Consider the following 12,380-nt stretch of genomic DNA (forward strand, 5'->3'; position numbering starts at 1 on the left):
TACCTCTCCGAGGCATCCATGGCCAAGATCGGCACAACCGGCAATGATGACCACGTCGCCCTCAGCAAGGGCTGACCGGTAGGCATCGAGATGACCTCAAAGCCCACCACTCCGCGGGACTCTTACCTCGCTGCTGACGTGCGCAGCCTGTCTCTCGATCGGCAGTCGGAATTGGCGAGTCGCGTGGCCCTCGAGGCGGCTCGAAGAACGGGCCTTGCGACACCTCCTCGTGGAACCGACCTCGAGCAGTGGTCGGCAGACCTCGATCAGCGTGGTTGGGCCAGGGATGCGGCGGGCGAGCCGACCCAGGACGCAGGAGACTTTGGCCGTGCCCGGGCAGCGTGTGCCCTTCGCAGCGCTGCCTTGGCCAAGTCCCGAACGGATGCGGTCGATGATTCGCTCTACGAGAGCATCGCGGCGATGGGACGGGACTGCTGAAGGTTCGGTTGTCACTTCCGGTGTGATGTTTCAGGCCGCGTGAGCGGTCCGGTTGATGGTCTCAAACTCGATCGGGGTGAGCTTGCCGAGGGCGCGTTGCCGGCGGCGGCGGTGGTAGGTGCGTTCGGTCCAGGTGACGATGGCCAGGCGCAGCTGGTCGCGGGTCTCCCAGCGGCGGGAGTTCAGGACGTTTTTCTGGAGCAGGGAGAAGAACGACTCCATGGCGGCGTTGTCCGCCGAGGAGGCGACCCGGCCCATCGACCCGCGCAGGCCGTGGTGGTGCAGGGCGGCGACGTAGGGGCGGGAGCGGAACTGGCTGCCTCGATCCGCGTGGACCACGCACCCGGGCACCTGGCCGCGGCCTCGGCGGGCGATGGCCATCTCGAGGGCGTCGACCGCGAGGTGGCTGGTCATCCGTGAGTCGATGGAGTAGCCGACGATCCGGCGGGACCAGACGTCCTTGACCGCGCACAGGTAAAGCTTCCCCTCGACCGTGGGGTGCTCGGTGATGTCGGTCAGCCACACCATGTTTGGGCCGGGCGCGGTGAAGTCCCGCTCCACGAGGTCGTCGTGCACCGGCGGACCGGGCTTCTTGGACCGGCCCCGTTTCCTCGCGTGGGCGGAGACGATCCCGGCCTGCGAGCACACTTTCCACACCCGTCGCTCGGAAACCTCGTGGCCGGCGTCGGCGAGCTCATCGGCGATGAACCGGTACCCGAACCCCGGGTCGTCCCGATGCACCTCGAGGGCGGCGTTGGTGGCGTAGGCGTCGACGAGGTCCCGCTCACTGACCGGGTGTGCCTTCCAGGAGTAGAACGCCTGCCGGGAGAATCCCAGCAGCCCACAGGTCACCGCGACGGGGATGCCGTCGGCGGCAAGGTCCAGGACCAGCGGGTACGTCATTTTGGGGACTGGCCCAGCTTCAGGTTTGCCTGGGACAGGTACGCCGCGGCCCGGCGCAGGACCTCGTTCTCCTGCTCCAGCAGCCGGATCTTGCGGCGGGCCTCCTTCAGCTCGGAGTTCTCGGCCGCGGTCGTGCCGGGTCGGACGCCGTCCTCGACGTCGGCCTGGCGCATCCAGTTGCGCAGGCAGGACTCGCTGATCCCGAAGTCGGCGGCCAGCTTCGCGATCGGAGCCTCGCCCTTACGGGCGACTGCGACCACGTCGTCACGGAACTCCTTGGGGTGGGGTGCAGGCATGTCGACATCCTTCCAGCGGGGCCTCCCGGCCCAACAGAACTGGTGTCAACCGAACCTTCAGCAGTCCCGACTCGATGTCGTCCGTGAACTGGTGAACCGAGCGACGTAGCCCCGCCCCACGCCGAAACAGCACGGCGCCCGCAGCCGCGTCACACCGCCGCAAAACGCGCGGCAACCCGGCCGAGCCGGCGGATCCCTACTTGACCGCGAGCACGTCGATCGGTGAGATCACGGCATCCTCAGCCAATAGATCTGAGGCGACATCCTGGAGTGCCGCCGGGATCTGGCCGTTCACGTGTGCCTGACGAGCGTCTTCGCTCTCGAAGGTGTCGAAGATCCCGTACGTTGTGTCGTCGAGTCGGAACGCGTACCACGTGACGGTGCCGTCCTCCTGATCTGCGAGCTCTCGCCCCTTCCGCAAGAACTCTCCCAGCTCTTCCCCCTTGCCGGGCTTGGCCTTCAACGTCGCCAACAGTCCTCGGTCGACAGCCATGACTTTGTCCTCTCATCGGGATACCCCCGAACCGGCAGTGCGATGTCGGATGTGACATCGGCCGCTCGCGGGATCTGACCCTACGCCTCAAGGCGGCCACCAGACCCCGCCGATCACACGGGTCCACATCTAGGTAGGACACCTGGTCCCGCGCGGATCCTAGGGAACCATCCAACTGCGACCGGGACGCTCAGTGCCGCGGAAGGTCACTGCATCGCAGGGCCACCGCTCATCGCATCATGACCTGCGTCTAACCGCCGCCAGTCGACCTACCGGATCGCGGCGTGCCTGGAAGAGTTCGCCTCCGAACCGGACCGCCCAACCTGCTGCCCGGAGGAGCAAAGTGGGTCTGACGCCAGTTCGCGTGGGGCGTGCAGAGATCGGATCATCCCGAACTGTGCGTCGTTGTCTGCGGCCTCGACCTGGTCGCCCTCGGTGAGAGCCCGCTGTGGGGCGACACTGGCACCGACCCCACCTTCGACTGCTGCATCTGCTGCGGCGCTGAGTTCGGCTATCAGAGCACGACGTCAAAGTCAGTTCGAGCGGCTCGGGAACGGTGGGTTGCGAAGGGACGTCCGTGGGCGCGCCCCGACAACGAGATCCGCAGGGTGGACGCCACCGCGTGGCTCGCCAAGTTCCCCGACCGCGCAGGGTGACCATGACCGAATGCTCGCGGAGTGCCCGATCGCCGCATAGCTACGTACGCGGCACATGAGAGTGAGTTGAGCCCGACGCCTCGGGCGGAGTCCACGCCTCCGGTCCCCTGATCCACCGACGGCGACGGATACAGGGATGGCCGTTGGTCGGCCGGTCGATGAGCCTCAGTCGGTGTGGTCGAGGATCAGTCGGGTCGCTTCGCGCGGTGCGTCCCATTGTGGGAAATGACCGCATCCCTCGAACCAGTGCAGTACTGCGTCCGGGAAGAGCTGCGTCGCGCGTGCGGCCTGTCGTGGCACGGTCACCAGGTCGCGACGGCCCCACCCGATCGTCACCCGCCCGGGGACCGTGCCGGCCGGGGCTCCCTGCTGTTTGGGCCCCTTGATCAGGGCGGTCAGGGCCGCGTCGGTCGACGGCGAGTCGGCCAGCCCGCGCACGTCGGGCAGCACGGTTTCGCGCGAGAGCGCCCAGGGGCGGGCCGACAGCTGCGCCAGGAGCAGGGTCCTTCCCGCCGGGTTGCCGAGCAGCGTCGGCAGCATGCCCCGCAACGCCTTGACCAACAGGATCGACGGCCGCAGTGTGGCGCCGAAGATAGCGACCTCTCGGTCGCTCCAGAAACCGCCCGGGTCCAAGGCCACGGTGTCGCCGCCGACACCCCGCCGCGCGAGCTCGAGCACCATCCGGGCGCCCATCGACTGACCGACGGTCGAGACCCCGTCCAACTCCTGTTCGCGGATGAAGTCCACGACCGAGTCGGTCAAGGTGGCGATCGAGACCTCGCCGGCCAACGGCGGCGTCTCGCCGAATCCCGGAAGGTCGACGGCGATCACCTCACGGTGCTCGGCCAGTCCGTCGAGAATCGGGGCCCACGACTGCCACCCGGCACCCAGACCATGCACGAGCAACAGTGGGCTGCCAGTCCCTCGCCTCACGTGATTTAGCGTCATACCGGACTGGTACCCCGACCGGGATGCCCACACGCAGCAACTCGGCATTGATCGCGCCGAAACCATCGCGCTGTCATCGGCACCAGCGCTCATCGGGAGATCCGGACGGATCCGCGGACCCTGGGACCTACCCCACTTCGCCGCGAGTCGACCAGGCTTCGAGCGGTCAGGCATTGCGGCGTGGCTGCTCGACGCTCGTTGAAGCCGCCGTCGTTGGGCACTCACACAACATCCGGCTTTGGGTCCTCGACGACCTCCCACCCGAGCAGGCGTCCGCGATCCAGGTCTGGAGCAGGCTAACCGTCGAACGTCTCGCCGACTGACACCGCGCAGGCGCCGGTGGTGCCTGGAGTGCGGCTGGCGGGACCACGCTCGATCGATCAGCCGAGCACGAGGCTGACGAAACCCATGGAGCGGCGGTGTCCTCGTAGCCAGCGGGTCCACGCCTGGTCGAGCTCGGCAGTCAGTGCGGTGTGAGAGCCGATCGTGTCGGTCTCACCTCGATGAGCGACGGCCCACTGCTCGCGCTCTTGCAGATGTCCGACCTCGAACGCGTCGAACTCCTGACGGGTGCTGTCGTGCAGGTCCAGGACCCGCCAGCCGGCCGCATGCACCAGGTCGACGATGTCCGGCAAGGTCAGACAGTCAGCCTCCGACGCGCCGTCCCACATGTGCCCGAGCTCCTCCGCCGTCGGCGACGAGACCCAGTACTCGAGACCGAAGAGGGCTCGCCCGCCCGGTCGGGCATCCTCGCGCAGCGCGCACAGAGCCGATGAAGGTTCGCCGAAGGCCTGGAACGCACCGAGCGAGATCACCAGGTCCGCGGCTTCCCGATGGTCCACCGAGCTGCCGAGCACGAACTCCACGCGCTGGCCGAGCCCACGATCCTCGGCAGCGGTGCGGGCCCGAACGAGGTCAGGGGCGTGCAGGTCGATGCCGACCCCGGTGGCGACGGGAGCCGCGACCAGGGCACGGAGCAGAGCCTCGCCCCATCCGCAACCGTGGTCGATGACCCGCGAGGGTTTGCCTTCCGTCGCAGCCGCCACGAGGCGATCGAGACTCGTGGAGCTCAGCGGCGAGTTCAACGTCAGCCGTGCACCTGTGCCGGCCGGCGGAGGGTGAGAGGTCATGCGCGCCACTGAACTGCCGGGAAGCGACGCCACGCAACCGCTTTTGCTGGTGCCAGCCACCCGACGTCCGGCACCCTGGACCAGGGTCTCGGGAGGAGCCGACCATGCCACCCATCGTTCGCAACACCCTCAGGAACAGTGGGTACGGCGTTGTCACCCTGGGCCTCTGCCTGATCGTCCTGCCGTTCATCCCCCGCAACGACGGCACCGCGATGGGCCACACACCCGGCCGCATCGTGGGCGCACTCGTCGTGATCGCCGTCGGAGCCGGCATCATCTACGCCTGCCGGTCACGCCCACGGTGACTGGGGCACCCCCGACGCGACGAGGCCGACTCGACTGGATCGCGTCGAGACCCTGCACCGGCGCCCTGAAACCCAGCCGCGCATCGCCACCAGCCGCCCTCGACACCACGCCGACATCGCTCTGCGCCCGTGGTTAATTCTCAGCGATGTGCGCCCCCACTACGTCGCGTACCTGGCCTGTGAGGTCATGTAGTCCTGGAAGGCCAACAGTGCCTCGAGTCTCCCGCGGTCCTCGGCACGATCCAGGCTCCCCGCGAGATGCTCCAGAGACGTCAGGCGCCCCCCGCGGAACCTTGACCGGTGGCGGACGGTCTCTGTGCCGACCCACACACAAGCAGTGTCGCTCCCCCGCGGTCACGGGAGCATCTCCCCCACTTCGGCGCCAGTCGACCTACCGGATCGCGCCACATGGGTCGTGTTTCCTCAATCAGCAGCTGTCGGTGGCGGCTTCTACCGTCTCGTCATGTCCCAAGGGAAGTCCCGTCGCCACCGAGGCAAGCTTCGGCGTGCTCGAGCCTGCGGCGATGAGCAGCCGATGTCACAGTCCGACGCAGTCGGCCAGGCGATCTTCATGACCAAGAAGCAAGGTGCGAAGTTCCGCGCCTACAAGTGCCCGTTCTGTCATCTGGCCAACGGCTCTGTGGCGTGGCACGTCGGACATGCCCAACCGCTACGTCGTCGCCTCGCACGTTGAATCCACCGGGTCCATCTGTCCCTTTCCGCCGCGAGTGGGCTGCGGAGGGATGGGCCGGCATCGACGAGGGATAGTGCGGTATGGGTGATGGGGCAACTGAGGACGGTTCTCCGGTGGCGGCCTACGCAGCCTTGCCAGCGGAGCCGGACGTCACAGTAGTCCGTGGGATTACGCATGATGGGTGCTCCGTGCTCGATCTAGGCTGCGGCACCGGACGCATCGCTGACCCATTGGCGCTCGAGGGGCATGATGTCCTAGCCGTCGATGAGTCGGCCGACATGCTGGCGGAAGTGCAGCATGCGAGGACTCTGTGCGCCTCGATCGGCTCCTTGAGCTTGGACACTCGGTTCGATGTGGTGTTGCTGCTGTCTCATCTGATCAACGGCACGGATGGTGAAGAGTTGCTTGAGGTGGCCGCCAAGCACGTCACCGGCCGCGGCTCCGTGCTGGTCCAGCGCCTCGAACCCGGACGAGACTGGCGACCTGGTGCCGTGATCCAGGGCGACGTGACGATCTCCTTGGACTCCATCAGGGTGAGTGGAAGCATCATCGAGGCAACCACCGAGTACGTCCTGGGAGAACGAAGCTGGCGCCAGCCTTGGCGAATGCGAGTGATCGATGACGCTGAACTGAGCGCCATGACAAAGCGTTTGGGGCTGACGATCGAGTTGCTCGACGGCGCCTGGGTTCTTCTTCGGCCCGCGACGTGAAGACCGCGCTCAACCGCTGGTTGCCAGCAGTTTGCGCCTGTGGGGCAGCGCCGGGGGACTGCATGCCCCACATCGCCGCCTGTTGGGCGACGGTCAGGCGTCGAGGTCAGGCGACCTTGGAGGAGTACCGCTGCCGGGCGGCTTCGCCCGAGGTACCTACGAATCTTCCGATCGCACTCCACGACAGGCCGGCCTCGCGGGCGCGCCGGACCGCCTCGACCATGTGACGCTCGGCCTCGGAGCGCTCCGCCACCGCAGTCCGCAGCAACGCGACCGCGGCGGAGTCCAACTCGTCTCCCTCGCGAGGTTCGTAGTCCTCGAACCGGGCCGCCAGCTCGTCAGCGTGCTGGAGGATCTCGTCAACTGTCCGCGGCATCATCGTCACCTCGAGAACTTCTCCCGTGCCCGCATCGCGTGCACGATCACATGGGCCCGGTCGCCCTCGACGTATACGACCTCGATGAAGATGGCCGTTCCGCTCGAGCCGACCATCATCGTGAACCCGTCGCCCAGGTCTCAGATCCGCACCGGGTTCCGGTACGCGTGCAGGATGTCCGCCTCGTCGACGCCGTGCTTGAACGCCGACGGCGCGATGATCGGCTCACCCAACACCTGTCCAAGTTAACTTGCCAGCGTGTCTTGAGCAAGCGCGACCGACAAGTCTGTGGGACTGCCCCATATCGCCGCCTGTCGACCCACTTCAACTCAGGTGTTCAATGTCGCACTCGTTGAGGTTGCATCCTCTCAGCACCTCCATCATCCGGTCGGAAACGATGAGTTCACCGTCCAGCAGCCAGCAGTCATCCCCGGCAGTCCCAGGGACCAGCCACTGGTAGTCGTTCGGCACCGCACTCTGGGGGTATTCGTCGTAGGCGTCACCTTGGGTGATGAGGGCAGCGCGCCAGGTGATTCCCCGAAATCCCGCTGCGAGAAGCGACTCTGCCAAGTGCGTTCTGGCGAGATAGACCGGGAACGACTGGATGAGGTCATTCGCCCCCGGATAGTCGAGCACGTACTCCACTCGGTGTACCAGGGGCGGATGTACGCCGGTATCCAACTCGGTTCGGTCACCGAGTTCGCCGGCGACCTGCGGGTCAAGTCGGTATGGCATGCCACTCCCTCCGGCTGTCGCGCTTCCGCCTCCGCGCAACCTTGACCGAACACGCTCGGCGCTGCAGTGGTTCGCCTTCCTGCGGCATATTCGCACACACCGGAACGGGACGGTCAGCCGAAGATGTCGGCGACCCAGACCTGCGTCTTTGCGCCGCGTAGCGACCGCCCCATGAGCGTCGAGTTCCTGCCTCTCAGCCCGAGCGCGGGTATCCGTAGCCGGTCGGATTGGCCAGGACGGCGTCGGCGGTAGCCCCCGCCTCTGACTCACTCATCGTGACTTGACGGAGTAGGTCGACCGCTCTCGTCGGACAACGCCGGGAAGGCCTCAACACCTTCGCGGACCCGGACCCGAGGTCTCGTCGTCGATCCTGCGCGGGTTCGACTCATTGGGTAGCCACCGCCTGAGCTGTTACGCGCGCGCCGGTGCGTTCGCGGCCGACGCCCACCTGATCTCCTGCCCGTCGGCGTCCATCCTCAGCACCTCCAGCTCGAGGACCGGTCCCGGAGCCGGCACACCACCGACCAACCAGTCCAGCAGCGGCCCATTCACGTCGGGCCGTCCGGAGTCCACCGTGACCACCCAGCGGTAGCCGCGCTCGACGTCTTCGCTGCGCCCGTCAGTCCGACGTCGCCGCCCGCCAGGCCCCGAAGATGCGGCCCTCCTCGTACTCCCAGGAGCCGTCGTCCACTCCCGCGCGCAGGACGGCGACGAGGTCGGTCAGCGGGGCGTCGGGCTCGACGTCCAGGGCGAGCATCCCGTACCGCCCGGCACCCTCGGCGTAGACCCCGAGCCGCCGGAACGGCTCGATGGCCCGGGCGAGGTCGCCGCCTAGCGGGCCGGCCCGGAAGACGACGAGCCGGATGGTGCAGTGGTCCGAGCGCTCGAGGAGCTCGACGAAGACGGGGTGCCGGTCCGTCCCCGGTGCCACGGCCCGGACGACGTCGCCCACGGCGAGGTCCCGCACGAACCACGGCGGGTTGTCGACGACGTAGCGGTCCCCGCCGAGGTCGTGGGCCCACACCCGCTCGGACGCCACCGGCGGCCAGCCGTCGACGACGTCGAGCTCCACGATGACGTGGGCCTGGGGCTCGCTCGTCTCGTCGGTCATGGCGGGAGTCTGACACCCGGGTCGTGCCGGGGCGACCTCCACCAGCCGCGCCCTCGTGACGACGGGGCTGACGCACATCTAGGTGCGGGCGGTGCCGTGCGACCGCTCGGCGCCCCGTGCCCGTCCGGCGGTGCGCGGGCCCCGGCAGGATGGCGGGGTGGCGACGCCGAGGGAGGTCCTGGACCAACTGGTCCGCACGGTGTGCGGGCGGGCTCCCCAGCGGTGGGTCGCGCTGGGCGGCGGCGGGATGAACGAGACCTCGCGCGTCGAGCTGGACGGCGGGGGAGCGGTGGTCGTCCGGGTCGCGCGGCACGAGCAGCCGTGGTTCGTCGACGAGGCCGCGCTCATGGAGCGGGCCCGGGCCGCGGGGCTGCCCACCGCGCAGGTGCTGGCCCTGGAGCACCTCGACGACGAGGACGGCGTCCTGTCGGTGTCGGTGCAGACGCTGCTGCCGGGCCGCCCGCTCGAGGACGTCGGCGCCGGCCTGGACCGGGAGCACCGTGAGCGTCTCGTCGTCGAGGCCGGGGAGGTGCTCGCGAGGATCCACGCGCTCGACCCCGACCGGGGCGAGGTCCACCGGCTACGCGCGCCGGCCGAGGAGGACCTGGAGCGGGCCCGGCGCACCGTCGCCACGGCCCTCGGACCGGAGGCGGCCGAGGTCGTCGACCGGGCCGCGGCCTTCGTCGCCGCCGCACGGACCCGGCGTCCGGAGCCGGACCTACGTCTGGCGCAGGGTGACTTCATGCCGAAGAACCTGCTCGTCCACGAGGGCAGGATCAGCGGCGTCGTCGACTGGGAGTTCGCCGGCCCGGCGCCCCCGGCGTTCGACCTCGCCCGCTGGGAGGTCTCGGCCGGCCCCCCGTGGCACGACGAGACCGCCCCGCTGCACCGCGGCTACGCCCGCGTGAGCGACCCGGAGGCCGCCGCGGCCGGGCTGGTCCCGGCGTACGCGCTCGACTGGGCGCTGGAGAAGCTGGCCTGGCGCGAGCCGGCGACCCCCGCGCAGGTGCGGCGCTGCGTCGAGGTCGTCGTCCGCCACGCCGGCCCCTGACCGCGGTCGGTGCCGCGGGGGGTCAGCGGGACTGGAGGGCGTCGAGCGCGACGGCCATCGCCGCGGCCAGCCGCCAGTCCAGGCGCCGCCCGGTCGGGGTGCGCCGCAGCTCGATGCGGTAGACGTCGCGGACGCCCATCTTCTTCGTCGACGACATGACGACCGTGCCGTCCGGGGCGCGGAAGTCGAAGTGGAAGAGGAAGGGCAGCGGGATCTCGCCGACGACCGGGACGAAGTCCCACACCCGGCGCAGCACGGCGATGCCGGTGCTGCGCTCGCTGCCGGTGAAGGTCTGCCCGTCGGTGGTCTCCAGGTGCCACGTCGAGCTCAGCAGTGACGCCTTGAAGTCCTTGCGGAACACCCCGATCGGCGCACCGGACGGGTCGGTGACGTCGTAGGCCGACGCGAGGTCGAGGCGCTTGCGGGCGTTGAACGCGAACAGCGGACGGGTCTTGGCCTCGGTGGCGAAGAACGTCACCTCCTCCTTGAGCTTCATCCGCTTCTGCTCGGCGAAGGCCAGCAGCTCACCCTCGTCCCCGGTGTCGGTGAGGCGCCGCACCTCGTACCGGTTGACCATCATCGTGATGCGCTGTCGGACCCCGAAGCGCTCGATCTCCTCCGGGGCTCCCCCGTCGTGCTCGCTCATGGGCCCACCCTGGCACGGCCGGACGCCCGGCCCGGCCCTTTCGGCCGGCCGGAAATCGGGGTCAGCGGGGCGGCAGGTGGTGCAGCTCGACGTCGTGGACCCCGCCGTCCGCAAGCCGCAGCGTCATCCACGTGAAGTCCGGCTGGCGGCGCCGGTCGGTGGGCGAGCCGGGGTTGAGCAGCCGCAGCCCGTCGTGGGAGGTGTCCCAGGGGATGTGGCTGTGGCCGAACACGAGCAGGTCGGTGTCGGGGAAGGCGGCCCGCATCCGCTCCTCGCGGCGGTGCTTCGAGCCGGTCTCGTGGACGACGGCGACCGCCACCCCCTCGATATTCGCCCGGGCGACCTCGGGCAGCCGTGCCCGCAGGTCCGCCCCGTCGTTGTTGCCGTAGCAGGCGAGCAGCCGGGTGCTGCGGGCCTCGAGGGCGTCGAGCGTCGCGAGGTCCACCCAGTCCCCCGCGTGGACGACGAGGTCCGCCGCGTCGACCGCGGCCCACAGGGGCGCCGGCAGGTCCTTGGCCCGCCTCGGCAGGTGGGTGTCGCTCATGAGCAGCACGTCGGTCACGCCTCCACCCTCTCGCACGCGGGTCGCGGGTGGGGGGCACGGGCCGGCGTCAGGCCGGGGCGTGGGGCGGTCCGGCCGTACGGCGCTCGCGGCGCAGCCGGACGACGAGGGCGGCGAGCCCGACGACGAGCGAGCCGACGGTCAGCCCCGCGGCGAGGAGGACGGCACCGACCAGCCACAGACCGGTGGGGTCGGTCGGAGCGGCGTCGGCGGACCACACGGCGGTGAAGCCGACGGGCACCACGGCCAGGGGCAGCCACCACGCGACGAGGAACGCGGCCAGGCCCGCGAGGACCAGGAGGGTGACGGCGCACCCCACCACCTGCCAGGCCTCGTAGGGGCCACTGGCGACGCCGGTGACGGGGTCGACCTGGTACTCGTGGTCCCAGCCGAGCCAGGCGTACCAGGCGAGGCCGCTGGCGACGGCGAGGAGGAGGGCGGTGACGGGGACACGGAGACGGGCCATGGGTCCCAGGCTGACCGCGGGCCCGTCCGGGCGCATGGGCCGCGCTACTCAGCCGCGCGGTCGTGCTTGGCCTGCCGCCGGCAGGCCTGCGAGCAGTAGCGGACCTCGTCCCAGACGTCGGCCCACTTGCGCCGCCACGTGAACGGCCGCCCGCACACCGCGCAGGTCTTCGTCGGCAGGTCGCCCTTGCGGCGCATCCGGGCCATCACGCCTCCAGCGTGGCACGGACGGTCACGGCTCCCAGAAGGCGTCACCGAGTGCCGGACCGGGACCGTCGCCGGACAGCGCGTCGAGCACCGGCACCAGCTGGCGCTCCTCGAAGCGGAAGTGGTTCTCCAGCACCGCGTCCAGCCCCTCGAGGTGACGGGCCAGCACCTCGGGCGGGGCGTGCCGCGTGACGTCCGTCGCGAGCTCGCCGAGCAGCGCGCCGACCAGCCGGTGGTCCTCCTCGAGCCGGACCACGACGGCGGCCAGGTCCGGCCGGCGCGCCAGCAGCCACGGGAAGAGGGTGGCGTCCTCCTGCCGGTGGTGGGCGTCGAGGACGGTGCAGAACGTCCGGCAGCGACCGATCGGGTCGGCGGTGACGTCGAGCAGGGCGACGGTCGGGTCGGCCCCGGCGAGAACGTCGTCGAGGCACTCGCGGATCCGCTCGTGCAGCCGCCGCAGCTCGCGACCCAGGGCCACGACCCGCGCCGTCGTCCCGCCGTCGTCGCTCATCGGCGGTCAGCCTTCCACGCGGCGACCTCCCCTGTCTCGCGGTCGAGCACGCCCAGGGCCGACCGGTCGCCGGGCCGGCGGGCGGGGTCAGCCGCCTTCCGTAGCATCGCCGTCATGCCGGGGACCACGCACCGATGAGCCGG

At 69.7% G+C, this 12,380-nt stretch carries 14 protein-coding genes and 1 pseudogene; 3 read left to right on the top strand and 12 right to left on the bottom strand.

The window, feature by feature from the left end; genetic code table 11:
* Window positions 1–468: 468 nt before the first annotated feature.
* The 4 genes and pseudogenes from EPD83_RS13800 to EPD83_RS13815 all read right to left on the bottom strand — a co-directional run bounded on the left by EPD83_RS13800 (window position 469) and on the right by EPD83_RS13815 (window position 4,864).
* A pseudogene (locus EPD83_RS13800) lies at window positions 469–1,637 on the bottom strand (IS3 family transposase).
* A 196-nt stretch (window positions 1,638–1,833) separates the two neighbouring features.
* Entirely contained in the window at window positions 1,834–2,130 is a 297-nt protein-coding gene (locus tag EPD83_RS13805; RefSeq protein WP_128368219.1) for a putative quinol monooxygenase, read from the bottom strand.
* 821 nt (window positions 2,131–2,951) lie between these two features.
* On the bottom strand, window positions 2,952–3,782 hold the full coding sequence (locus EPD83_RS13810; RefSeq protein WP_322095790.1) for an alpha/beta fold hydrolase: 831 nt from the start codon (window positions 3,780–3,782) through the stop codon (window positions 2,952–2,954).
* Window positions 3,783–4,114: 332 nt separating this feature from the next.
* Window positions 4,115–4,864 (bottom strand): SAM-dependent methyltransferase, encoded by a 750-nt coding sequence (locus tag EPD83_RS13815; protein WP_165566724.1) that lies wholly within the window; start codon window positions 4,862–4,864, stop codon window positions 4,115–4,117.
* A 104-nt stretch (window positions 4,865–4,968) separates the two neighbouring features.
* Here EPD83_RS13815 and EPD83_RS13820 point away from each other — a divergent pair, with 104 nt between their 5' ends.
* On the top strand, window positions 4,969–5,169 hold the full coding sequence (locus EPD83_RS13820; protein ID WP_128367111.1) for a hypothetical protein: 201 nt from the start codon (window positions 4,969–4,971) through the stop codon (window positions 5,167–5,169).
* 882 nt (window positions 5,170–6,051) lie between these two features.
* Window positions 6,052–6,573 carry a class I SAM-dependent methyltransferase gene (locus EPD83_RS13825; RefSeq protein ID WP_164896504.1) on the top strand — a complete coding sequence of 174 codons (522 nt, stop codon included), beginning with the start codon at window positions 6,052–6,054 and terminating at the stop codon, window positions 6,571–6,573.
* Between the two features lie 106 nt (window positions 6,574–6,679).
* On the opposite strand, the gene EPD83_RS13830 is transcribed toward EPD83_RS13825, so the two are convergent.
* The 3 genes from EPD83_RS13830 to EPD83_RS13845 form a co-directional block, all read right to left on the bottom strand.
* Window positions 6,680–6,949 (bottom strand): hypothetical protein, encoded by a 270-nt coding sequence (locus EPD83_RS13830; protein ID WP_205859532.1) that lies wholly within the window; start codon window positions 6,947–6,949, stop codon window positions 6,680–6,682.
* A 324-nt stretch (window positions 6,950–7,273) separates the two neighbouring features.
* Window positions 7,274–7,594 (bottom strand): hypothetical protein, encoded by a 321-nt coding sequence (locus EPD83_RS13840; RefSeq protein WP_128367114.1) that lies wholly within the window; start codon window positions 7,592–7,594, stop codon window positions 7,274–7,276.
* A gap of 709 nt (window positions 7,595–8,303) precedes the next feature.
* Window positions 8,304–8,795, bottom strand: coding sequence for a DUF4265 domain-containing protein (locus EPD83_RS13845; RefSeq protein ID WP_164896505.1), 492 nt, complete (start codon window positions 8,793–8,795; stop codon window positions 8,304–8,306).
* A gap of 157 nt (window positions 8,796–8,952) precedes the next feature.
* Here EPD83_RS13845 and EPD83_RS13850 point away from each other — a divergent pair, with 157 nt between their 5' ends.
* Window positions 8,953–9,846, top strand: a complete 894-nt coding sequence (locus EPD83_RS13850) for a phosphotransferase family protein (protein WP_205859533.1) — start codon at window positions 8,953–8,955, stop codon at window positions 9,844–9,846.
* 22 nt (window positions 9,847–9,868) lie between these two features.
* Here the strand turns inward: EPD83_RS13850 and EPD83_RS13855 are convergent, their stop codons facing one another.
* The 5 genes from EPD83_RS13855 to EPD83_RS13875 all read right to left on the bottom strand — a co-directional run bounded on the left by EPD83_RS13855 (window position 9,869) and on the right by EPD83_RS13875 (window position 12,237).
* Complete coding sequence (locus EPD83_RS13855; protein ID WP_128368600.1) at window positions 9,869–10,492, bottom strand: hypothetical protein; 624 nt, start codon at window positions 10,490–10,492, stop codon at window positions 9,869–9,871.
* A 61-nt stretch (window positions 10,493–10,553) separates the two neighbouring features.
* Window positions 10,554–11,036 (bottom strand): metallophosphoesterase family protein, encoded by a 483-nt coding sequence (locus EPD83_RS13860; protein WP_165566733.1) that lies wholly within the window; start codon window positions 11,034–11,036, stop codon window positions 10,554–10,556.
* A 67-nt stretch (window positions 11,037–11,103) separates the two neighbouring features.
* On the bottom strand, window positions 11,104–11,520 hold the full coding sequence (locus EPD83_RS13865) for a hypothetical protein (RefSeq protein WP_165566725.1): 417 nt from the start codon (window positions 11,518–11,520) through the stop codon (window positions 11,104–11,106).
* 44 nt (window positions 11,521–11,564) lie between these two features.
* Entirely contained in the window at window positions 11,565–11,726 is a 162-nt protein-coding gene (locus EPD83_RS13870) for a DUF2256 domain-containing protein (RefSeq protein WP_128366468.1), read from the bottom strand.
* Window positions 11,727–11,751: 25 nt separating this feature from the next.
* Window positions 11,752–12,237, bottom strand: a complete 486-nt coding sequence (locus EPD83_RS13875; protein WP_165566726.1) for a hemerythrin domain-containing protein — start codon at window positions 12,235–12,237, stop codon at window positions 11,752–11,754.
* Window positions 12,238–12,380 lie beyond the last annotated feature (143 nt).

The sequence above is a fragment of the Phycicoccus flavus genome, from assembly GCF_004025965.2.
Classification (GTDB): Bacteria; Actinomycetota; Actinomycetes; order Actinomycetales; family Dermatophilaceae; genus Phycicoccus; species Phycicoccus flavus.